Source organism: Paraburkholderia sp. (genome assembly GCF_049581445.1).
In the GTDB taxonomy this organism is placed as follows: domain Bacteria; phylum Pseudomonadota; class Gammaproteobacteria; order Burkholderiales; family Burkholderiaceae; genus Paraburkholderia.
The window spans coordinates 18975-40117 of sequence record NZ_JBAURZ010000377.1 but is presented as its reverse complement, the minus strand read 5'-3'; the positions used below and the strand labels follow the sequence as shown (position 1 = coordinate 40117).

17 protein-coding genes and 1 pseudogene are annotated in these 21143 nt (G+C 57.7%); 7 read left to right on the top strand and 11 right to left on the bottom strand.

Going from position 1 to position 21143, the window contains the following annotated elements; translation table 11 throughout:
- Nucleotides 1-75: 75 nt before the first annotated feature.
- Nucleotides 76-420: pseudogene (locus tag WCA85_RS32555) on the bottom strand (dicarboxylate transporter/tellurite-resistance protein TehA); the annotation flags it as partial.
- Between the two features lie 544 nt (nucleotides 421-964).
- On the opposite strand from WCA85_RS32555, the gene WCA85_RS32550 reads away from it, so the two are divergent.
- A complete protein-coding gene (locus WCA85_RS32550) occupies nucleotides 965-2359 on the top strand; it encodes a dihydrolipoyl dehydrogenase (RefSeq protein ID WP_424069408.1) in 1395 nt (464 codons plus the stop codon).
- Nucleotides 2360-2575: 216 nt separating this feature from the next.
- Here the strand turns inward: WCA85_RS32550 and WCA85_RS32545 are convergent, their stop codons facing one another.
- From WCA85_RS32545 to WCA85_RS32520, 6 genes are all read right to left on the bottom strand, one after another.
- Nucleotides 2576-3721 carry a porin gene (locus WCA85_RS32545; RefSeq protein WP_424069406.1) on the bottom strand — a complete coding sequence of 382 codons (1146 nt, stop codon included), beginning with the start codon at nucleotides 3719-3721 and terminating at the stop codon, nucleotides 2576-2578.
- Between the two features lie 530 nt (nucleotides 3722-4251).
- On the bottom strand, nucleotides 4252-4833 hold the full coding sequence (locus WCA85_RS32540; RefSeq protein ID WP_424069404.1) for a hypothetical protein: 582 nt from the start codon (nucleotides 4831-4833) through the stop codon (nucleotides 4252-4254).
- Between the two features lie 94 nt (nucleotides 4834-4927).
- Nucleotides 4928-6370 carry an efflux transporter outer membrane subunit gene (locus WCA85_RS32535; RefSeq protein ID WP_424069402.1) on the bottom strand — a complete coding sequence of 481 codons (1443 nt, stop codon included), beginning with the start codon at nucleotides 6368-6370 and terminating at the stop codon, nucleotides 4928-4930.
- Complete coding sequence (locus tag WCA85_RS32530) at nucleotides 6363-9605, bottom strand: efflux RND transporter permease subunit (protein WP_424069400.1); 3243 nt, start codon at nucleotides 9603-9605, stop codon at nucleotides 6363-6365. The genes WCA85_RS32535 and WCA85_RS32530 overlap by 8 nt, the downstream gene beginning before the upstream one ends.
- 5 nt (nucleotides 9606-9610) lie before the next feature.
- Nucleotides 9611-10858, bottom strand: a complete 1248-nt coding sequence (locus WCA85_RS32525; protein ID WP_424069465.1) for an efflux RND transporter periplasmic adaptor subunit — start codon at nucleotides 10856-10858, stop codon at nucleotides 9611-9613.
- Nucleotides 10740-11054, bottom strand: coding sequence for a hypothetical protein (locus WCA85_RS32520; RefSeq protein ID WP_424069473.1), 315 nt, complete (start codon nucleotides 11052-11054; stop codon nucleotides 10740-10742). Before WCA85_RS32520 ends, WCA85_RS32525 begins: the two co-directional genes overlap by 119 nt.
- A 762-nt stretch (nucleotides 11055-11816) precedes the next feature.
- On the opposite strand from WCA85_RS32520, the gene WCA85_RS32515 reads away from it, so the two are divergent.
- Entirely contained in the window at nucleotides 11817-12755 is a 939-nt protein-coding gene (locus WCA85_RS32515; protein WP_424069398.1) for a LysR family transcriptional regulator, read from the top strand.
- An 87-nt stretch (nucleotides 12756-12842) separates the two neighbouring features.
- On the opposite strand, the gene WCA85_RS32510 is transcribed toward WCA85_RS32515, so the two are convergent.
- Nucleotides 12843-13538 carry an SDR family NAD(P)-dependent oxidoreductase gene (locus WCA85_RS32510; protein ID WP_424069396.1) on the bottom strand — a complete coding sequence of 232 codons (696 nt, stop codon included), beginning with the start codon at nucleotides 13536-13538 and terminating at the stop codon, nucleotides 12843-12845.
- 549 nt (nucleotides 13539-14087) lie between these two features.
- On the opposite strand from WCA85_RS32510, the gene WCA85_RS32505 reads away from it, so the two are divergent.
- A complete protein-coding gene (locus WCA85_RS32505; protein ID WP_424069394.1) occupies nucleotides 14088-14720 on the top strand; it encodes an NUDIX hydrolase in 633 nt (210 codons plus the stop codon).
- Nucleotides 14721-15251: 531 nt separating this feature from the next.
- On the opposite strand, the gene WCA85_RS32500 is transcribed toward WCA85_RS32505, so the two are convergent.
- Nucleotides 15252-15428: a hypothetical protein gene (locus tag WCA85_RS32500; RefSeq protein ID WP_424069392.1), complete on the bottom strand. Its 177-nt coding sequence runs from the start codon at nucleotides 15426-15428 to the stop codon at nucleotides 15252-15254.
- Nucleotides 15429-15910: 482 nt separating this feature from the next.
- Here WCA85_RS32500 and WCA85_RS32495 point away from each other — a divergent pair, with 482 nt between their 5' ends.
- From WCA85_RS32495 to WCA85_RS32480, 4 genes are all read left to right on the top strand, one after another.
- Nucleotides 15911-16240 (top strand): HdeA/HdeB family chaperone, encoded by a 330-nt coding sequence (locus WCA85_RS32495; protein WP_424069390.1) that lies wholly within the window; start codon nucleotides 15911-15913, stop codon nucleotides 16238-16240.
- A 54-nt stretch (nucleotides 16241-16294) separates the two neighbouring features.
- Nucleotides 16295-16498, top strand: a complete 204-nt coding sequence (locus WCA85_RS32490) for a hypothetical protein (RefSeq protein WP_424069388.1) — start codon at nucleotides 16295-16297, stop codon at nucleotides 16496-16498.
- A gap of 335 nt (nucleotides 16499-16833) precedes the next feature.
- Nucleotides 16834-17595 carry a hypothetical protein gene (locus WCA85_RS32485; protein ID WP_424069386.1) on the top strand — a complete coding sequence of 254 codons (762 nt, stop codon included), beginning with the start codon at nucleotides 16834-16836 and terminating at the stop codon, nucleotides 17593-17595.
- 257 nt (nucleotides 17596-17852) lie between these two features.
- A complete protein-coding gene (locus WCA85_RS32480) occupies nucleotides 17853-18857 on the top strand; it encodes an FUSC family protein (RefSeq protein WP_424069384.1) in 1005 nt (334 codons plus the stop codon).
- Nucleotides 18858-18982: 125 nt separating this feature from the next.
- Here the strand turns inward: WCA85_RS32480 and WCA85_RS32475 are convergent, their stop codons facing one another.
- Both WCA85_RS32475 and WCA85_RS32470 read right to left on the bottom strand, forming a co-directional pair.
- Nucleotides 18983-20158: a porin gene (locus WCA85_RS32475; RefSeq protein ID WP_424069382.1), complete on the bottom strand. Its 1176-nt coding sequence runs from the start codon at nucleotides 20156-20158 to the stop codon at nucleotides 18983-18985.
- A 502-nt stretch (nucleotides 20159-20660) separates the two neighbouring features.
- A complete protein-coding gene (locus tag WCA85_RS32470; protein WP_424069380.1) occupies nucleotides 20661-20837 on the bottom strand; it encodes a hypothetical protein in 177 nt (58 codons plus the stop codon).
- Nucleotides 20838-21143: the final 306 nt, after the last annotated feature.

Here is a 21143-nt window from a genome sequence, read left to right as displayed (position 1 = left end):
TTCCGTTGTGTACAGATGGTGGACAATTACCGATTCAAGCGCCAACCAGGAAAAAAGGCCCGCGCACCCCACGATGATGAGCGCCGCTCCCGCCGCCTCCCACCAGGTCACCACCCAGATACCCACCAGCGCCGCGCAGACCGGAATGAGCCCAATGAAGCAACATTGGATGGGATGCTCGAACTCCGCAACGGCATCGCCGCGCTCGCGCAGCCACTTCATCGCATAGCCCAGCAGCAATGCAAGCCAAACGAGCGCCGTGAGCGCCGACAGTGCCTCGCCAATCCAGGCATCGATTCCCCATAGGACGTGGGCAAAGCGCCAGCAATTACTCAAGCCCGACATGCCCAGAATGATCCCGAACGAAGACGCAGGGATGGAAAATTGACGGACGGACGAGGACACCGGGATAGTTGACATAATTCGCTCTCCAAAGAGTAACGATTGCTCGATGTGATGTTCGCTGACAATTCGCGGCTGCCCCGCTCCACGGGCAGTGACCGGGGGATCCTCAAGATCTGACTGCCTGCGCGCAAGGCCATTCATTGATCCGCAACGCCCGGACTTGTGAACATTAGCTGTCCCGGGTCTCGCCAACAAGTAATTCGCCGCAGGAATAGCGCGTATCTGCATCCATGCCGCCGGCGGTCTCAAGAGGCCCGTCGCAAACACGCCGAGGTTGCGTGCACCACTTTCTCGCGCAGGTTGCCCGTGTTCCAGCGTGGTGCGCTCGGCCAGCGACACGTCCCAAGGGACTTCGTGGAAAGCGATGTTGCCTTGGGAGGTCCCAGCCCGCGCAGATCAACGTGAGCCGTTTGAGCGCTTTCTTGAGCCATTCGAGAGTTATCACGGCGCACCGATCCCCATAAAGTGTGCACATGGAAATCAGCCCGAATCAGCCGAAGCCCAAGGTAGCAAAGCGCCGGTGGATTCCTCTTATTGCACCGTTCCCTTCGAGGAAGTCATGAAAACCGTTCAAATCGATGTGGCTATCATTGGCGCTGGCAGCGCCGGCCTGCCCGCCTATCGCGCTGCAAAAGCAGCCGGCGCATCTGCGATCCTGATCGAAGGAGGGCCGCACGGGACGACATGCGCTCGGGTGGGCTGTATGCCGTCCAAGCTGCTGATCGCCGCCGCTGAAGCCGCGCACGCCGCGACGCGCATGGCCGCGTTTGGCGTGCATATCGACGGCCTGGTTCGCATCGACGGTCGCGAGGTCATGCAACGCGTTCGGAGCGAACGCGACCGGCTGGTCGGCTTTGTAGTCGACAGCGTGGACGCGATTCCCGCCGAAGACAAGCTGACGGGCTATGCACGATTTATCGACGATAACCTGCTGGAGGTCGGCGGCCATACCCGCGTGCGGGCTCGCAGCGTCGTGATCGCAACCGGATCGACGCCGGTTATCCCGAACCTGTACCAGTCACTCGGTGACCGCGTTATCGTCAACGACGACGTATTCGAATGGACCGATCTGCCGCGCAAGGTCGCTGTGGTTGGCGCAGGAGTGATTGGCGTGGAGTTGGGCCAGGCGCTTGCGCATCTTGGCGTGGAAGTCACGGTGATCGGCGCGCGCGGGCGCGTCGGGCCACTGACGGATCCGGCAATCAAGGCCTATGCTGAACAGACCTTCAGCGAGTCGTTTCGCTTCGAGGCCCGGGCAAATGTCGAAGCCGCCACCCGTCAAGGCCATGGTGTCACGCTCCGCTTCAGAACCGGCGAGGGCGAGGTGGTGGAAGACACCTTCGAGTACGTACTGGTGACAGCGGGCCGCAAGCCGAATGTCGACCGCCTGGCGCTGAACAATACCTCGCTCGCGCTCGACAGCCACGGCGTACCCGAGTATGACCCGCTGACGCTGCAAGCCGGCGCACACTCCGTGTTCATCGCAGGCGACTCAAACGGAGTGCTCCCGCTACTGCATGAAGCCGCGGACGAAGGCCGCATCGCGGGCGCGAACGCGGCGACCTTTCCGCAGCTGGCCCCGTTGATCCGCCGCGCACCCATTGCCGTACTGTTCAGCGACCCGGGGATTGCGATGGTCGGCGCCCAGCATTCGGATCTTGAACCATCCACATTCGTGACCGGCGAGGTCAGTTTCGAGGACCAGGGCCGCAGCCGTGTCATGCTCAGGAACCGCGGGTTGATGCACGTCTACGTCGATAAAACTAGCCGCCGGTTCCTCGGCGCGGAATGGATCGGGCCGGACGCCGAACATATTGCACACCTTCTTGCATGGGCGCTGCAAATGAAGCTCACCGTCGACACGATGTTGCAAATGCCGTTCTATCATCCGGTAGTAGAGGAAGGGCTGCGGACCGCGTTGCGCAGTGCGGTGTCAGCGTTGCAGGCTGTCTAGCTGGTGTATGGCATCGCGGCCGCCGAGCATTTCCCGCTCCATGAAAAACAGAACGCCACAGACATCGTGGCGTTCACCCTTGCCAGGAATTGACCGGGCGTCGCATTTTATAAGGAGTACTTGACGTACCCTTTACATAAAACAGTAAAGATCACGTTCGTACAATGCTAAGCCGTGTTCAAAACCCGCGCCACTTTCTCGAAGACGCGCGTCTGCTTAGAAGCGGTGACGGATACCCGTGGACACCAGAAACTGGTTACGGCTCGACGACGGCGCGCTGGTGCCGTTGATCTGTGTCGGCATGATATTGCCGTTCGACCCAAGGAAGGCCGCGCTTTCAGCATAAATATCCGTGCGCGCGGACAATGCGTAGTCTGCCTGAATAGCCAGTTGGTTCCAGTGAGCCGAGCCGTTATCGTCGCTCCCTGCCGCAGGCGTGGAGTTCAGTGCCTGCGTGAACGTATACGCGACGCCCAAGCCAAACGCCGGTGTCAGGTTATAGCGTCCGTTGATTTCATAGTTGTTGTAGCGTACAGACGCGTCAACAATCCTGTCCTGAAAGCGACTCTGCGTGAAGACACCGCCGACCACGGCCGGACCGAATGTGTAGCTACCGCCAACGCCCCAGGTACGTTGGTTCTGCATGCCAGGAATCTGCGCCAGGGTGTAATCCGGGACGCCTTGAACCGCGCCATTACTATTCGAGTTCAACCCCTGTAGTTGCAGGTAAGCGGTGCCCAATTGCAGGCCGCCGTTCTTGTAACCGGCGCCAACGCTATACGCGCGGTTATTGGCAAAACCACCGGCCTGGTTGGAGAACCCATACACCCCGCTGAAGGACAACCCGGCATAGTCAGCGCTTTGAAACTTGACCGAATTGTTGATCCGGATCGTATTGTTAAGATTGTCGTTGTCGCCAGGATGAGCGAAATAGGTTCCGCCCCACGTACCCGTTGCTGACAGCGGGCCGAGATAGTCGACCACCGAATCGTACTGTCGGCCCAACGTGACGGCGCCGAATTCGTTCGTCAGGCCGATGAACGCCTGACGGTTAAAGAGGTTCCCTGCAGTATCCTGCTGGCCATTGATCACGCTAAACCCACTTTCGAGGGTGAAGATCGTTTTCAAACCACCGCCCAGATCTTCAGCACCACGCAAGCCCCAACGGCTGCCTTGAATATTACCGCCAGTCAAACCGACCATTGAACTGCCGCCACTCTTCATCTGCGACGCATTGGCAACCTGGTTGCTGACAGCGGCAAGACCCGCGTCGACCACCCCGTACAGAGTCACCGAACTTTGTGCGCTTGCCGCACCGGCAAAGCTCGCCGCTACCACAGTAAAAATGATCTGCTTTTTCATGTTAATTCCTTGAATACTGAGTCTTCCGACTCAATTGATTGCACGACCTGGATCAGCCCAATAGCCTGAGTGACGCACCTTCAGGATTGAACCGAAGCAGTGTTTTCCGCAGCCAGAGTTTAGTGAGCAGATCTTGCAATATCCATGGGTCCCGAAGGAACAGTTTTTATGAATTAGTCGAATACTCTGATTTATTGCTGCATTCCGATTGATTACGAACAGTTTTATTTGATCCTAAACATGTTTCGCATGACGAATCAATAATAATACGTTGCTTATCGTCCACAATGCAGAGATCGGCCATTGCAATTTCAGAGCAACAACGGACTGGCAACCTCGAATTTCGTGCCGCTTCTGGAGCGATAACGGAATCGGCGTTGCTGCATCGATTTAATGGCAAGGTTATACGGCGGATGCAGCCCTGCCCGCATCCGTTACCCCTCGCAAGAATCGTGAAGCGCATTGTCCGTGGAAGGCTTTTTGCGACTGCCCGCTTGCGGCCGCCGGGCTTAATGAGGGAGGTGCAGTGGTTATTGCGCTGCTGTGACCGGCGTTACCCGCACCGCGTAAGCAGAAACAAACACAGCGTGAATTGTGTCGCCCACCTTCAGCTGGTCAAGATTGACGTCCTTCGACGCATCCAGCGTAACGGTTCGATACGCGCCACGCAACGTCACATGGCGCGTCTTGCTATCGATCTTTTCCACAGTCGCTTCGACCTCTACCTGGTGGGCAGCGTCATAACCTGACGCCGCCGGCAGAGAGACCCGTGTGTCGACACGCTCGCGAACACCTTTGGCGCCTCCGGTCACACGTTGCGCAGTGACCAGCAACGCGTTCTTGTAGAGCAATTCGACCGTGTCACCAACTTCGAGTGTCGCTAGATTATCCGCCTGAGGGCCAACTGTAATGTCAACCTGGTTGCCCTGCGGGCCACGCAGTGTGAGAACGCGCGCGGCACGATCTATTGAGACAATTTGCGCCTTCAGATGTACCGGCTGCTCATCGAGTACAGCGGTCTGAGCAGCGCTGGTCAGTGCATCCTGCGCTGACGCCAGTTGGAGAATCGCCACGCCGAGAATCAAAGCTGTTCCAAAAACTACCTTTTTCATACGCACTCCTTTTTATTAAACAATCTGATCTGATTGACAACCAACTGCACCTACGACTACAAAATAAATTCCGCTTGATCGACGGATAACCTGACTAAGGCCCGGGTGTCACCGCCACAGCAGTCATGTATTCGACGTCCACCGCCCATCCTCCGCCCATCGACTGATAGAGATTCACGAAGGATACGAGTGCGGCCTGTCTGGTTTGCGTGTAGCTCAAACGGGCGTTGAAGAGACTTCGCTCGGCATCCAGCACTTCCAGGTAGCTCGTGTAGCCACCGTCATAACGCAACCGTGCGAGTCGCGCATAGGTTTCCAATGTCTTGACCTGGCGTGCCTGCACGTCGGTCTGTTCGCGGAGCTTCTGCACGGATATCAGCGCGTCGTTGACCTGCTGGAATGCGACCTGGACCGCCTTCTGATACTGCAGTAGCGCTTCCTGCTGTTGCGCCTGCGCCTGCTGCACCTGGCCCCGAATGTTGCCGGCCGTGAAGACCGGCTGTGCGACGGCACCAGCAAACGACCACACGCGCGCCGGTCCGATGAACAGCTTTGAAAGTTGTCCGCTTGCCGATCCGAACAGTCCAGTAAGCGAAATAGACGGGAAATAAAGTGCGTGCGCCGCGCCGATAAGCGCGTTGGCCGCAACCAGATTCTGTTCGGCCGCACGCAGGTCCGGACGGCGTTCGATGAGATCCGACGGCAGTCCCGCCGGCACAGCCGGCGCGTCAAGATCCGGCAGCCGAAGCCCACGCGGAATCGCGCCAGGATTCTCACCAAGCAAGACCGCCAACGCATCCTCCTGCTGGGCAATCTGATCTTCGATCCGCGAAATCGTCGCGCGCGACGCTTCGTATTCGGACTGACTCTGCGCGAGTTCCATCTGCGACACCTCCCCGCCATGAAACCGTAAGTCGAAGACCCTGACGGACTCCGCGCGACTTGCGGTGGTGTCCCGAGCGATTGCGAGTTGCTGGTCGAGACTGCGCAGGTTGATGTACGACGACGCTACCGATGCGACCAGAGTCAGGATCGTCGCTCGGCGCATCTCTTCACTCGCGCGGACGTTGGCACGCGCAGCTTCCGTTTCACGCCTGACCCGCCCGAACAGGTCGATGTCCCAGGTCGCCCCAAGCGTTGCCTGCAACTGGCTATAGTCCGGCCCTTCGCCCCCAAGCAATGGGATTCCGCCTGCTTGCGGAACGCGCTGGCGCTGGGCAGCAAGGCCCGCGCTTAATTGCGGAAACAGTTGCGACCTGGTGCTCGCGAATTGCCCAAGAAATTCATCGACACGCGTGCCAGCAATCTGCACATCCTTGTTCTGCGCGAGTGCCGTTGCGATCAGACGGTCGAGCTCCGGGTCGTTAAATTGGCGCCACCATTCGGTATTGGCGACACCCGACATGTCGCTGGTGGCAAAGCGAAACGTTGCTGGCGTGCTGATTGTCGGTCTTACGTAATCAGGTCCGAGCACGCACCCGTTGAGCGTGAGGAAGAAAGGACACGCAAGCAGCAAGGCAAATACAGAACTACGCATTGGACTCATCCTCACGGCGAACAGAAGGTATTCCGCTTACTCCCCTAGAAGTGACGAAAGGTGTGACACGGGACGCATTTCCTTGCCCGCCGCTTGACGCGTCAGGTGTCCGAGGGTCGCCGCTGCGCCGCTCGGACAGGGTCTCCAGCACATAAAAGAACATTGGGATAAAAAACACAGCGATCAGCGTCGCACCAAGCATGCCGCCAATCACGCCCGTACCAATCGAATGCCGGCTGTTAGCCGAGGCGCCGGTCGCAATAGCAAGCGGCACGCAGCCCAGGATGAATGCAATCGAAGTCATGACGATCGGGCGAAGCCGCTCTCTCGCGGCACGCACTGTCGCGTCGTATATCGATGCGCCAGCCTTTCGATTCAGTACGGCGAACTCGAAGATCAGGATCGCATTCTTGGCGGCCAGCGCGACCAGCATGGTGAGGCCAATCTGGAAGTACACATCGTCGTCGAGCCCCCGCATAAAAACTGCGAGTAACGCGCCGAACAACGCGAACGGTACCGCCATCAGCACACCGACCGGCAGGCTCCATTTTTCGTACTGCGCGGCGAGGATCAGAAACACCATGACCAGGCCAAACACGAATACGAGGCCCGACGTGCCGCCCGACTGCTTCGCCTCGTAGGCTTCTCCACTCCAGCCGATGCCGTAGCTAGATGGCAGTTGCCGTGCGATGTCCTCCAGTGCGGCAATGACTTGACCCGAGCTATAGCCTGGAGCCGCGCTTGCAGTGACCTTGACCGCCGGAAAGTTGTTGAATCGCGCGACGAGGTCCGGGCCCGTGACGTACTTGTAGGACACCACGGATTTCAGCGGCACCATGCTGCCGTTGCCGCTTCGCACATACACCTGGTCAAGATCGGAAGGCTTGAGTCGATACGACGGTTCGGCCTGCAAGATGACCTGCCAGAGCCGGCTCGAACGGTTGAACTGAGACACGTACAGGGAGCCGAACATCGTCTGCATTGCGCTGTAGACGTCGTCGATCGGCACACCTAGCGTGGCCGACTTGTCGCGGTCCACATCGACACGGAGTTGCTGCGAGGAGGCTGTAAACGTGGAAGTAACATCGGCAAGTTCCGGACGTCGCTTCGCCTGCGCAACGTAGTCCCGCACAACAGCGGCAAGCTGGTCGATCGTCGCATCGCCTTTGCTCTGAATCCACATTTCCGTGCCGCCGGTCGTACCGAGGCCAGGAATCGACGGTGGATTAAGGGCCGCAATAATTCCTTCCTTGACGCCAGACAGAGTTTTATTCGCCTCCAATAGTAAGGTCCGCGCGTTCTGCGTCCTGATGTTTGCCGACTTATACCGTTCATCGAAACTCTTTAAACCGATGAAGAACGTAGACGCATTGTTTTTCGTCTGGTTGTCCAGCAGGCTATAGCCGTCCACGACCGTCACACTGCCGACCGCGCTCTGCTTCATGAAGTAGTCCGTCACATTACGGGACACCCCTTCGGTGCGATCGAGACTCGCGGCGTCCGGCATGATCACGGCGCCCAGCAGGTAGCCTTGATCCTCAGGAGGAAGAAAAGCGCCGGGGATCGTTCTCATCATCAAGACTGCCAGCACGATCATGCCGGCGAACAGCGCCAAAGCTACCCCGCAGCGTTTGATGACAAGCTGAACCGCATTTGTATAGCCCTGCGTCAGCCGTTCAAATCGATTCTCAAACCAGCGGAAGAAGCCGCGTTTCTTGTGCTGACCTGGTTTGAGCAACACCCCAGCCAGCGCCGGCGACAACGTGAGCGCGACAATGCCCGATATCACCACGGAGATCGCGATGGTGATCGCGAACTGCTTATACATCTGGCCGGTAATGCCGCCGATGAATGCCACCGGCACGAACACTGCGCACAGCACCAGCACGATTGCGATGACCGGCCCGGAGACTTCGTCCATCGCCATTTTGGCGGCGCTTCTGGCGTCGAGCTGGTGGACCGTCATGTTGCGCTCGACGTTCTCGATCACGACGATTGCATCATCCACGACGATACCGATCGCGAGCACCATGCCAAACATCGTCAGCATGTTGATCGAAAAGCCCAGCGCCAGCATGCCCATGAAGGTGCCGATGATCGACACCGGTACGGCCAACACCGGAATCAGGGTCGCTCGCAAGCTCTGCAGGAAAACGAACACGACCACCACCACCAGCGCGACCGCCTCGAAGAACGTCACGACTACATCCTTGATGGACGCGCGGGTAAAGTCGGTCGCATCCATGGCAATGTCGTAGTCCATGCCTGGCGGGAACGACTTCTTCATCCCCTGCAATGTTGCGCGGACCTGCTTCGAGACGTCGAGCGCATTGGCACCGGGTTGCTGATAGATGGCGATGACTGTCGCAGGCTTGCCCTGAAACTTGCTGCGAATGGAATAGTCCTTTTGCCCCAGTTCGGCCCGGCCGATGTCCTTCAGCCGCACGATCGCTGCATCGCCGCTCTGGGCGCGAATGATGATGTCTTCAAACTCGGCGGGTTCCGCCAGCCGCCCTGACGTCGTGACCGCGAACGACTGCTCGACCGGCACGCCCGTCGGCGACTGGCCGATGCGGCCTACCGCAAACTGCTGATTCTGGTTCGCCACTGCGCGTTGCACATCCGCAGCGGTGATACCCAGTTGCGCCATCCGGTCGGGTCTGAGCCAGATACGCATCGCGTAGTCTGGAGTACCAAAGATGCTCGCCTGGTTTGCTCCGGGAATGCGTTTTATCGCATCGAGCACATAGACATTCGCATAGTTCGCGATGTACGTAGCGTCATAGCGGTTACCAGGCGAATGAATGGCAATCACCATCATGAACGCGGAGGACTTCTTCTGAACCTGTACACCCTGCGACTGGACCGACTGAGGTAACTGCGGTAACGCGAGGTTGACCCGGTTCTGGATATCCACTTGCGCCAGGTCAGGGTTCGTCCCTGTTCCGAAGTAGGCATTGATCGTCAGATTGCCCGTGGACGAACTCGACGAGTTCATGTAGATCATGTTGTCCGCGCCGTTCACTTGCTGCTCGATCGGCGCGGCCACATTGTTGGCGACGACATCCGCGCTTGCGCCTGGATAGGTGGCAGAGATCGTGATTTGCGGCGGCGTGATGTCCGGATATTGCGCAACCGGAAGTGACAGCATCGACAGCGCCCCGGCAAGGACGATCACGATCGAGATGACCGATGCAAAGATGGGGCGGTCGATACAGAAATGAGAGATTTTCATGGCTGTTATCGACCCGCCAAACTTTCAGACCGGGTTCGCGCAGGCCGTGCTTTATCTGAGTCCTGCAAAACCTGCACGTCCACCGGGACCGGCACGCTGGTCGCGGCGCTGGCGCGCAGCGGCATGATCCTGAGGTGCGAATCTGGTGCGACACGAATCGCGCCGTCCACGACAACCCGATCCCCAGCATTCAGCCCTTCGGTGATGAACCAGTCGTCGCCATGCCAGTCACCCACTTCAACCATACGCTGCTGGGGCTTTTTCTCTGCACTCACGACCCAGACAAAATGGCTCTTCGCCCCCTGCAATACCGCGCGTTGCGGTAACAGAATAGCGTTCGGACGCGTCGCGCCCGCTATCCGAGCGCGGACAAACTGCCCCGGTAGCAATCTTCCCTTCGGGTTGTCGAACACGGCGCGCACGAGAAAGGTGCCCGTGTCCGAACTGAAGGCGGGATTCGCGAAATCTATGTGCCCATGGGCAGGAAACGTGGACCCATCTGCCAGCACCAGCGACACATCGAAATCGTTACCTGATGGAAACCGCAACTGACCCTTCGCGACCTGATCGCGATAGCCCAGCATTTCATTTTCGGAGATGCTGAAATTAACCCACATCGGATCAAGTTGATAAACGTAGGTGAGAAGGCCCGAAGGCCCTGGCGTAACGTAGCTGCCTTCCTGCTGCCGTGCGAAGCTGGACAACCCAGTCAACGGAGACTTGATGCTCGTATAGCCCAGGTTGAGCGACGCGGCCTGCACCTGCCCCTTTGCCGAGATTACCGCTGCTTCGGCCTGCTTTTCGCTGCCGGTAGCATCGTCCAGGTCCTTTTTGCTCAATGCGTTCGCCGCTTCAAGCGGAACCACGCGTGCAAGGTTCGCCTGCGCCACGGTAAGCCGAGCCTGTTGCTGCGCCAATTCTCCTTTCGCTGTCTGGAGGGCCGCCTCGAACGGCTTGCTATCCATCAGAAAGAGCGTTTGCCCTTCGTGCACCAGTTGGCCTTCGGTATAGGTCCGCTTGTCGAGAAAGCCATCGACGCGCGCACGAATCTCGACCTGACGTGAACTCTGCGTCTGCGCGGTAAATTCAAAATCGACTGAGGCATCCTGCTGCGCGACAGTCACGACACTGACGTCAACAGGTTGCTGCGCAGAAGTGGGACCCGGTTTGTTGCATCCCGCGACGCATGTCAGCGCCGCGCAACAAAGCAGTCGCCTGAACCGGGAACGGACGGAATATCCGACCGGAAACACCCTTGAATACATCAGCGACAGCGATGATAAAACTACCATGCAAATCTCCAGATTGCTCCGCAATAGCGTTGCCGGCGGAAGAACACTTTATTTTGACGATCAATTCCGCCACTAAAGGGCGTCTCGTCTTGCCTCGCGCAAATGGAGATAGCGCGTCAGGCGCGATCGTCTGAAAATCTCGAACAACATCCTCCATAGCTCGATCATTGCGGGAGTCGCGCAGCGTTCGCCTCCTGCAATACCGCTCTGTGACTCGTCTTCAGCATTCTTTCTTAGAAAATTGTTAAAGAAATCCGACAGCCGTTTTGACTCGTAGTGGTCGATCTGAATCGACAACGCAAAGACTGGCGTGCACCCATCCCCCTGACGTTCGGCCGGGAGGGCCTGCGCGTGTATAGATTGCAGGAGCGCGGAAGGGTGTGTAGCAGACACCACCTCTTCGACCATGAAAAAGCATAGGTGCGCGAGTAATTATAGGTTGATTATTCAATAAATTCCGCATCAACACATGCAAAATCATTTTTAAATTAATTGAACCGCCTATCTTATTTAAATAATTTAAATGCTTCATATATTTTTATTAAAAAATCACGATGAACATTGGGACTGACCGACAGATTTATTTGATTCGCCCTGAGCGGTGATATTTGTGCCCGCCTTCCGTCAAGGAAAGACAATCGTGACACGTCACATTGAAATAATTGAGAATTAGATCTTTACGAATTGTTCCACCATCGTTAAATTCGCATAACGAAGTGAGCAAGTTGCTATCGAACAATCTTCCAGGTTGCTGGTGTCATGCGAACAGCTCGCCGGAGCAACGCTTTGTCGAGCGGTGAGGTCGAGGCCATACAGATGGAGGTTGCTGAGATATTCGCGTACCGACCTGGGCGATCGTCGCGCTCCACCTGAACGAGACGGTCCCGTTGAACAACTCCCCACCTATAGTGTCAACATCATGATGAATCAACTACAGGCCATGCGTATCTTTCTGAAGGTCGCAGAGAATGGTTCCTTTGGACGCGCCGCCGCGAGTCTGGACATGTCCAATGCTGTCGTTACGCGTTATGTCGCGTTACTCGAGAGTCACCTCAATACCCGGCTGGTTAACCGGACGACCCGCCATGTATCGCTCACGGAAGCCGGCATGGCGTACGCCGACGGCTGCCGAGGTATTATCGAACAGCTTGGCGCGATGGACTCGAGCCTCACCCTGAGCACCAGCGAACCCACAGGCACGTTAAAACTCGTCGCCGCGGCCTCATTCTCGTTGTTTCGCCTCACCCCTCTGCTGCAGGAGTATCGCCTGCGCCATCCGAAAGTGAAGCTGTCTGTGACCTTGCTACATCGGTCGGTCAATCTGGTGGAAGAAGGGTTCGATGCCGGGATAGTGGTGCCAGCACAAATCAAAGGCAGCACGCTAATCAGACGCCCGCTCTTCAGGGTTTGTCCGATCGCCGTTGCGTCGCCTGGCTACATCCGTTTGCACGGTATGCCAGTCACGCCCGCGCACCTTGCCACGCAGACGTTCCTCGCGCCCTCGGCGGAAATTCACAACTCTGACTGGACGTTTACCGCGCTGGATGGACGCGAGGAGACAGTCAGCCTGGAGCCCGCCTACGTGGTGAACAACGCAGCCATGTTGCGGCAGGCCGCGCTTGCCGACATGGGCATTACGATCCTGCCGGAGAGTCATGTGGCGGCGGATCTGTCACGCGGGACCCTCGTGCATGTACTCCCCGACTACCGGATCCAGGGCGCGGACAAGGAAGTGGCGCTGGTTTATCCGGGCCGTAGGCATGTTTCCGCCAAAACAAGATCATTTGTTGAATTCGCTGTGGACTACTTTCGAACTGGCTCTGCGCCCGTGTCCTCCGCCGCGTTTCCCGACATTTGATCCTGCAATCTTCGAATCGTCGCATGCAGGTCCATGCCATGACCACGAGGCGGACTCGGGCCGATCATCCGGATCGACCCGACATCGCTAAAACCGCTCCACCCACGGTCGCAGTTCGACCTCCCATGTCCACGCACTGCGGTGCTGACGATGCACGTGCAGATACTCACGCGCTATCGCGTCGGGATCTAACCATTTGTCCTCCTTACTATCATCTGATTGAACCCGGCTGCTGGCGATCCCGCCATCGAGAACGAAGTGCGCAACGTGGATATTCTTTGGGGCAAGCTCTCGCGCCATACACTGGGCCAAGCCGCGAAGCGCGAATTTTCCCATGGCGAATGCTGTTGAACCGGGTAGGCCTTTTACGCTCGCAGTTGCACCCGTCAGGAGAATGCTGCCGCTGCCGCGTGCCAGCATTCGCACCACCGCAGCCTGAGCAACGTGAAAGCCGCCGAATGCGGTCACTCTGATGGCATCCTCGAGTTTCTCTGCTTCGATGTCTTCGATGGCCGCGCGATAGCGGCCACTCGCGTTGTAGACAACGAGGTCAGGGGCGCCGAATGCGTGCTCCACGCGTTCGAAGAGCGCTTCGACGTCTTCCTGTCGACTGGCGTCGCACTTCACGGGCAGAGCGCCCGTCTCGTCTACCAGGTCCGCAAGCTTGCTGATGTCGCGGGCAGCTAGCGCGACCTGCATACCTTCCGCCGCGAGCAGGCGTGCCAGCGAGGCACTCAGTCCCTTTCCCGCACCCACAATCAATGCTGTTTCAGTTCGACTCATGGCTCCTCCAGATTCGACCGCAATAACCCTGCATGGGGCCAGACTTACGCCCTAAAGCGCGAACTCTGGTCGACAACCAAAGCGCTAACTCTAATCGACAGATAATGTGCTAAAGGGTATTCCTTGGCGTGCGTTCCTGCCTGACGTTCAATGCTTCCATGTCTTTGTCGTTCAAGCCCCACCGAAATTCGCTTCAACTCGCACCGTGTTCTAAACGCGGTTCGGCCCAGATCCCTTCCCATTTTCACAATTCTCTCATTGTGAAGTTGGAGGAGCAAACGTGCATAATCACTATAGGGAACGGTCTTCAAGACAGCGTCCTACGTGGCCCACTCGTGAGCCGCGGGAAGTATGACAAAGTGCGCGAAGCCGTCGCGTCCGGCAAGAAGCCCGAATAGACGCCGATGCGGCAGAACATGACCGAATCGATGGCGCTGCTATGAAGCCCTGCTGACAGCGCCAGCTTCAGCGCCGCTTGGCGAAACGTTCAGAGTTTGGATTAGAGTGGGGTTTTGCATTTCATCAATCCGCTAGACGTGGACCGGTCCCATGCATACACCTTCTGAATTGACGAAACAACGGTTGACGCAGGCACGTCGCCTGTTAGCCATTGCGCAAACAGGCCTGCATTACACGGAGGGCGCATTCGACCGAGAGCGCTATCAGGAACTACTCGGCATTGCGCAAGCGCAGCTCGCCGAACTGGCCGATATCGATGCCGCAGAGGTCGCACAACTTTTCGCCCCCGAACAAGGCTACGCCAATCCGAAGGTTGACGTTCGCTGCGCGGTATTCAACGACGCTGGCCAGGTGCTCCTAGTGCGAGAAGCTGCCGACGGTCGATGGTCCCTTCCTGGTGGATGGGCCGACATTGGCACTTCGCCCGCCGAGAACGCTCTTCGCGAAGTCCGCGAGGAAAGCGGGTACACCGTGACCATCGATCGATTGCTAGCGATATGGGACATGCCGAAGCACGAACACCCACCCTCCTTGTTTCACACCTGGAAGCTGGTGTTTCTCGGCAACATTGTCGCTTCGGGTGATATTTCGGGTGTTGAGACAGACGCCGTAGGCTTCTTTTCCATCGATGCGTTGCCTCCGTTGTCGCTGGGTCGCATTTTGCCTGAGCAGATTCGCAAACTCGCTGAACTTCGGCTTGGCGGGGGCATGGAGTTTGACTGATTCCTGAAGGCACGTCCTGATTGCGGAACGTGCCAATTTACATATTTCTTTCTAACTTAGCCGCGCCGGCATAAAGATTGGCAGACTTTGGCCGTTATCTCGACACAATAGCCAAATCGGACCGCGGAGCAGTGCTTGAAACACACGAAGTTGGCAGTAACCATCGCCGCAGCCACTGCTGCGCTCTTTTTATCCGGATGCGTGACTACTGTACCAAGACAGGTCACGAGTTCACCGGTTACACCATCTGCGCCGCCCACGGCAGTAGCGACAGCCCCGCCCGCCCCTCGTCGACCCTTGGCTGTGCGGCCCGTCGTGACAGAAGAAGTATTGCCGGAAGCCAACGATGTCTATGTTTCGGGGGCTGCCAATAGCGATGTCGTCTTCATCGGCGGAAGCACGTATATCTGGGTGACGGGACCAGACGGTCAGCGTCATCGGCACTTCTATGGTCATGGTGACAGACGCCGGGAGGTGTTTCGCCGACGGGACAACCTGCGCTCAGTGACCGCCCATCACTCCGCACATCCGTCAATCGTACGCGCCGATGTCGAACACGGCCGGCGTCATGAAAAGAACGTGCGCCCGCAGCAGTTGCATGCAAAGGATATGGCGCAGCACGTTCATCATCCGGCGTCCGACATGCATATCAATCGTTCCGCTCAACTCGACCAACGACACGCCAAACAGGACCAGGGTTCTAAGCAACGCCCCCCCGTGCAAGCCAGTGCCCGAAACCGGCCCGCATCCAGCACCGCTCTGACGAAGGCAGAAACTCCGCCCAGGTCCTAACCGATCTCTCCCGCACCGACCGAAAACCGCCTTGCACTTCACGCAAGACAGCAACTATCCGCTCGCGCCACATCATCAGCAGGACGCAGCATCTCACGGGGCGACCGTCGAGTGCTGCGACAACAGCTATCTTCGGCTGCACAACGCTGCCGACACGCCAATCGCGGCGACCTAATTTTCTCCTCATTCTCTCTCGATACGCTACGTATCAACATCGCGCAACGGCTCGCGCGGCGGACGCCTCAAGACGCGTTCCACCGCCTAATGCATAGAGCCGGTTGTTGGTGGAATCCACGATCCTGAGCGCCCATTCCGCGACGCTGGAGGGCATTGGGATATCGACAAGCAGCACGCCGCCGCCGGGAGGTGGCGAAACGTAGCACTATCTGGAGAATGCCATGAAGCACTTTATCGTCGCCACCGCCACGGTGGTCAGTTTGTGCCTTTCCCCACTTGCTTTCGCGCAAGCACCCAAGCCGGTCACACCCGCTGAAATGAGCTGTTCAGACTTTCTCGCCGTGCAAGACGCCTACAAGCCAGCACTGGTTTATTGGGTCTCCGGCGTCGACAAGCTCGGCGTGCGCGAGACGGTCACAAACGTGGTGGATGTCGCGACACCGGTAGCCGCAGTCGTTGGCGAGTGCCAGAAGACGCCGGATGCACCGCTCGCAGGGAAGGTCCACGATCTCTACAAGAAAGGCCAGATCGCACTGTTCAGGCATAGCTGAGCCGGCGACGCTGGCAACTTTTTCTTGAAGTCCTTTTCTCTACACGGAGATGACGTGAAACTGAACCAATCCCAGAAGCGAGAGTTAATTAACTCTGCGAAGATCGGCATCGAATACGTTGATATGACGATCCGAAAATTGAAAGTGGAATGCCCCGATGCCTTTCATACGGATAGCACGCTGGTGAAGCGCAAGTTCCAGCACCGGCCAAACACGGAGACACCTTGCCGCAACTTTCTCGGCGATCTGAACTCGTGAGCGAGAAGCGACGGCGGCATGCCTGTCAAGTCCGCCGTCGTGCTTGATCCGCTGAGGTTGCATATCATCGTTGGACCGGCCTCACCCCACCTAGTCTCCCTGCATTTTCGACTGCGAATCGGCACGTGCATAGGCTCTTTGTGCATGTGCCCATTCGTCAAGCATGAAGCGGCCCGAGAAATCAGCCACGCCAAGCAATTAGGACCCGGTAGATCGGAACTCCAAATGACGCATAATTGACGGTGTGGCCAGCGCTCAAATCCGCCGCCTGGCTGCCATGCTGGTTTCGCATACGAGTCGCCGAACCCTGTTCGAACTAACGAGGCCGTCTCCACATGGACCACTACGTTATTTCCGCCATCGTACTGGGGCTAATCCTTTCAAGCGCAGCACTTGGGTCGTATGTGCGATTGAAAATGCCGGATCACCATTTCGACGAAGCTTCACTTGGCGCGATGCGCATCGCCGTTGGACTCGTTGCGACATTGTCGGCATTGGTCCTTAGCCTGCTGATTTCGTCGGGAAAGTCCTCGCTGGATCTCGTTAACACTGCACTTGAGCGGAACACTGTCACCATGATCCGGCTCGATCGCACCTTGGCCCAGTTCGGCCCTTCGACCGACGACCTGCGCGCTCAGATCAAGAAAGATTACGCCCGGTGGATCACGTTCCTGTTTTCCAGCACAACGGGCAAGAGCGCAGAGGCGGAGTCGCGAGAGATCATTCAGAGTACGTACGACATCCAGGAACTTATCTTTGCCATACAGCCCGTCGGCGCTTTGCAGGAGAAGTTGCAGGACAGTGCGCTTCATCTTTGGGACGATATTTTTGCCGGCCGATGGCTTGCACTCGAACACAGAAAGGGCTTGATCCCGACTCCATTGATCATGATCCTCGTCGGCTGGCTCGTCGTCATATTCGGCATATTTGGCTTCAGCGCGCCGAGAAGCTGGAGCATGTGCGTCGTTTTTCTTCTTTGCGCGATTTCAGCTACCACTGCGATTTATGTCGTCCTCGATATGGATACGCCCTTCCAGGGAATGGTCAACGCATCAAAGACGCCGATGGTGGATACGCTCCAGTTCATCGGCAAATGACTTGCAGCACATTGCCTGGTGGTTGACCGGGAACTGCCTGGACTGAGTTCGACGCCCGTGTCGTGTTGCGCTTCACGACCTAGTTCATCTGTTTTGCCAGGACATGCGAAATGCGCAATGCCATCCTCATAGAAATTGCCCGTGATGCGATTTTCGCGCTCGGTCGCGAGCTTGCCGGATGGAAACCATCGGCGGAGCGCGCGCTCTTTGGTATCGAGGCGGTGATCTCCGTCGGACTGGCTGTCGCGTTTGCGCATATGCTGAAACTGCCCGACGTCTGGTGGGCTGCAATCAGCGGATTTGCGGTGATGCAGACGAGCTTTGCTTTATCGGTCGAACGAGCAATGCTTCGCGTGTTGGGGACGATCTTGGGCGCATTGGTCGGGACACTCGCAGGCCCCCAGATTGGGGATCTGCCCTGGCTATTTGTTCCGTTGCTGGGCGCAATCAGTGGGTTCACCATTTATCGCGCGAATGCCGGATCCGCCTCGTATGGCTGGGTGCTCGGCGGTGTGACGGCAGTGATGGTGATCTATCAGGCTCATGAACTACACACGTTTAAACCGACGGCTCAATTTGCCCTGCTGCGGGTTGTGGACGTCTGCGTCGGCGTGTTTGCATGCGTATTGGTGTCCGGTATTTTCCACGTCGGCAGACGTTGGCGTCCACAACACGGACTCGCTTCGACGTCCAATGAAGCAACCAATTCGATGTCCACCGGAACGCAGCCATCGTTCGAAACGCAGCGTTTAGTGCGGGCTGAACTGGCCATCCAGGCCGCCGTTGCGGTCGTAATCGTCGCGTCGCTCACCTATGCGTTCAAACTGCAGGGTCTGGCGCAGGCGCTGGTCACCATCATCGCCGTGCTGATTCTTCCGTCGTCGCAACTCGTACCGTCACGCAAGCCCGTGATGCAAAAGATGATTCAACGCATGATTGGCTGCCTCTTTGCAGGACCGGTGGGAATCGCGCTGCTGCCACTGGTAAGCGGCCATGATATTCCCTACCTGCTCGCGCTGTCTGCTGGCGTGTGGGTGGGATGCCACCTGCAGACGGGACAGCAAGGCGCCAGTTATATCGGCCGACAGTTTGCGATCGCATTCATACTCGTTTTCGTGCAGGACTCCTTTTGGTCCGTCGATCCTGCTGCCGCGGCGTGGCGTTTTTCAGGCATCGTCGGCGGGATCCTGGCGCTTGGTTGCGTGATGCTGGTTTGGAGCAAGTTTGAGCTGTCGCCATCCGCGCATGATGTGCTTCGCTAAGGTTTCGCCGGGGGCGTTGCTGCCACCTGAACTTCGCTGGAAAGTGTCCGGTAATCTCGTCCGGGCATAGCGGATGTGAGTGCCTCCGCCTCTCCCACCATCCCCAGACACCCGACGAACTCAGTTCAGAACTTGTGCTTGATCCCTACGGCAACGACAACCTGCTTCTCATTCGTTGACGGGGTGAGGCTGTAGACACCTGCGTCGAACACCGGCAGGCCGTTGCCGCCACCCACGCGCTGGTAGACCCCCTCCAGGTAGACATCGGTACGCTTCGACAGCGAATAATCCGCCTGGGCCATGACCTGGTTCCAATGCGGATCCGCGCCCTTCGGCGCATCGAACGAGGCCATCGTGTACGTATACGATGCGCCAAGGCTCAGGACCGGAGTCAGGAAATATCGTCCGTTGATTTCGAAGTTGTCGAACTTGAGGTAACTACCGGTCAGCTTGCCGGTCGTGGTGCTGCCGCCCTGCCAGAGACCCGTCACGTTTTCCGTCGACGAATGCGTCCAGACGAGGCCGACGGAAGCCGGGCCGAACAGGTACTGCGCGCCTGCGCCGTACATCCGTTGCAGACCGCCTGTCGTCAACGCATCGCCGTCACCCGTGCTGACCGCTCCCGTCGCATTCGGATTATTGGCGTCGCGGTTGATCTGCAAGTAAGACGCCGCGAGGTTGATCGGCCCGAACGCGTAGGAGATCCCCGCGCTATACGCGTTGTTGTTCGAGACCTGTCCTGCTGCCCCCGAGAATGCGTACATCGCGCCGATTTTCACGCCGCCGAACGCCACGCTGCTGAACTTGACTGCGTTGTTCAGGCGCATGTCGTTGTTCAGGTTGTCGTTATCGTACGGGTGAGTTGCCAGGTTGCCGCCAAAGCCCGAACCGGTCGCGCTAAGGGGTGCCAGATAACTGACCATGAAGTCGTATTGACGACCCAGCGTAACGGTACCGTACTGGGTGGCACTCAGGCCGACCCAGGCCTGACGGCCGAACAGGTCTCCCCCGTTCTTGAACGTGCCGTTGGCGACGTTGAAACCATTCTCCAACCAGAATACGGCGCTGAGCCCGCCACCGAGATCTTCAGTGCCGCGCAAGCCCCACCGCGACGTAAAGACGTTGCCAGACTGCAGTGACCAGCTGGAGCCGCCTACGTTCGGGTTGGTCGCAACCGCGCGCTGGTTATTGACGTAGACGACGCCCGTATCAATCAGGCCGAAAAGCGTGACGCTGCTTTGCGCGTGAGCAGCGCCCGTCACAAGGATGGCCGACGTGAGGGCCAGTTGCCGCATCTTCATTGCTTTATCCTCCGTTCAATGGCTTTGTTTGTCACTGAACGAACCGCCAAACGCCAGTGAGCAAACGATTGAAGTTCAGAGGCCGACTTTAAGCCGATAAGTGCGTCAATTTAAGGACTATCTTTTTCTAAAGTTGAAAGGAAAGCTTCACAATAAATTCGCGTTTCGGTGCGCCTCGGCTGAGCACGAATCTGGGAGGCCGTCCCGTTTGATCAGACTTTTGGAATCAACGCGCGATTCCGACGCCAAGGCTGACGCGTCGTGGCCTTTCACGTTGTATGTCCGCTACACGTCGGATAACAAACATTTTGGATAACGAACGATCGTGAGCCCACGCTGTGGTCTTCACATGGGATGCGACTGGGGATACTGGGCGTTCGAACCCAGACTGGTGGATATTTGCAAATGCCTTCGCGCCCTTCGTGGAGAAGGGCGGCGCACTCTTTTGGAACATCTCACGCTCTCGACAGGTCTGCCGAGACTTGACCCGACTGCGCGTCGGTCAGGCAAAAATATTGATGAGGCCGCCCACCAGGCCGACTACCGGCGCGACCGTCGCCGCAACGCCGGCGACTTCAGTAGCAACGTGCTCGATTGTTTGAACGGGATTCGAATTCGACGACGTTGTCCGCTGATAGCTGGGTGTCGCCATGGTGCTTGCCACGGAATGGATATTCACGCATACCTCCAGGAATACAAACAAGCGACGAGCTATTGATAGCCGAGCCCAAGCCGTGCCCCAAAAAACAGCAACACGTGCAAGGAACAGCGCCCAATGCTCACCGGGCCGTAACAATAATTGCTTTAAGTAAGGCTTTCGTAACGCGCGCCCACCGGTCGGTTGCATAACGCCATTACCGGTCGGGGGCCCGAGTTTCGTAGCATGCCGGCCCGAAGCAGGATTCGCATCCCGGTACCTGAGCGTCACCCTTACCATCTAATCTTTCGGAAATTCTTACAGACGGTCGGCGCACGCACGAAACGT

Coding starts and splice junctions, on each gene's coding strand:
- WCA85_RS32550 (WP_424069408.1), top strand. CDS start 965: ATGAAAACCGTTCAAATCGATGTGGCTATCATTGGCGCTGGCAGCGCC.
- WCA85_RS32545 (WP_424069406.1), bottom strand. CDS start 3,721: ATGAAAAAGCAGATCATTTTTACTGTGGTAGCGGCGAGCTTTGCCGGT.
- WCA85_RS32540 (WP_424069404.1), bottom strand. CDS start 4,833: ATGAAAAAGGTAGTTTTTGGAACAGCTTTGATTCTCGGCGTGGCGATT.
- WCA85_RS32535 (WP_424069402.1), bottom strand. CDS start 6,370: ATGCGTAGTTCTGTATTTGCCTTGCTGCTTGCGTGTCCTTTCTTCCTC.
- WCA85_RS32530 (WP_424069400.1), bottom strand. CDS start 9,605: ATGAAAATCTCTCATTTCTGTATCGACCGCCCCATCTTTGCATCGGTC.
- WCA85_RS32520 (WP_424069473.1), bottom strand. CDS start 11,054: ATGGAGGATGTTGTTCGAGATTTTCAGACGATCGCGCCTGACGCGCTA.
- WCA85_RS32515 (WP_424069398.1), top strand. CDS start 11,817: ATGATGAATCAACTACAGGCCATGCGTATCTTTCTGAAGGTCGCAGAG.
- WCA85_RS32510 (WP_424069396.1), bottom strand. CDS start 13,538: ATGAGTCGAACTGAAACAGCATTGATTGTGGGTGCGGGAAAGGGACTG.
- WCA85_RS32505 (WP_424069394.1), top strand. CDS start 14,088: ATGCATACACCTTCTGAATTGACGAAACAACGGTTGACGCAGGCACGT.
- WCA85_RS32495 (WP_424069390.1), top strand. CDS start 15,911: ATGAAGCACTTTATCGTCGCCACCGCCACGGTGGTCAGTTTGTGCCTT.
- WCA85_RS32485 (WP_424069386.1), top strand. CDS start 16,834: ATGGACCACTACGTTATTTCCGCCATCGTACTGGGGCTAATCCTTTCA.
- WCA85_RS32480 (WP_424069384.1), top strand. CDS start 17,853: ATGCTGAAACTGCCCGACGTCTGGTGGGCTGCAATCAGCGGATTTGCG.
- WCA85_RS32475 (WP_424069382.1), bottom strand. CDS start 20,158: ATGAAGATGCGGCAACTGGCCCTCACGTCGGCCATCCTTGTGACGGGC.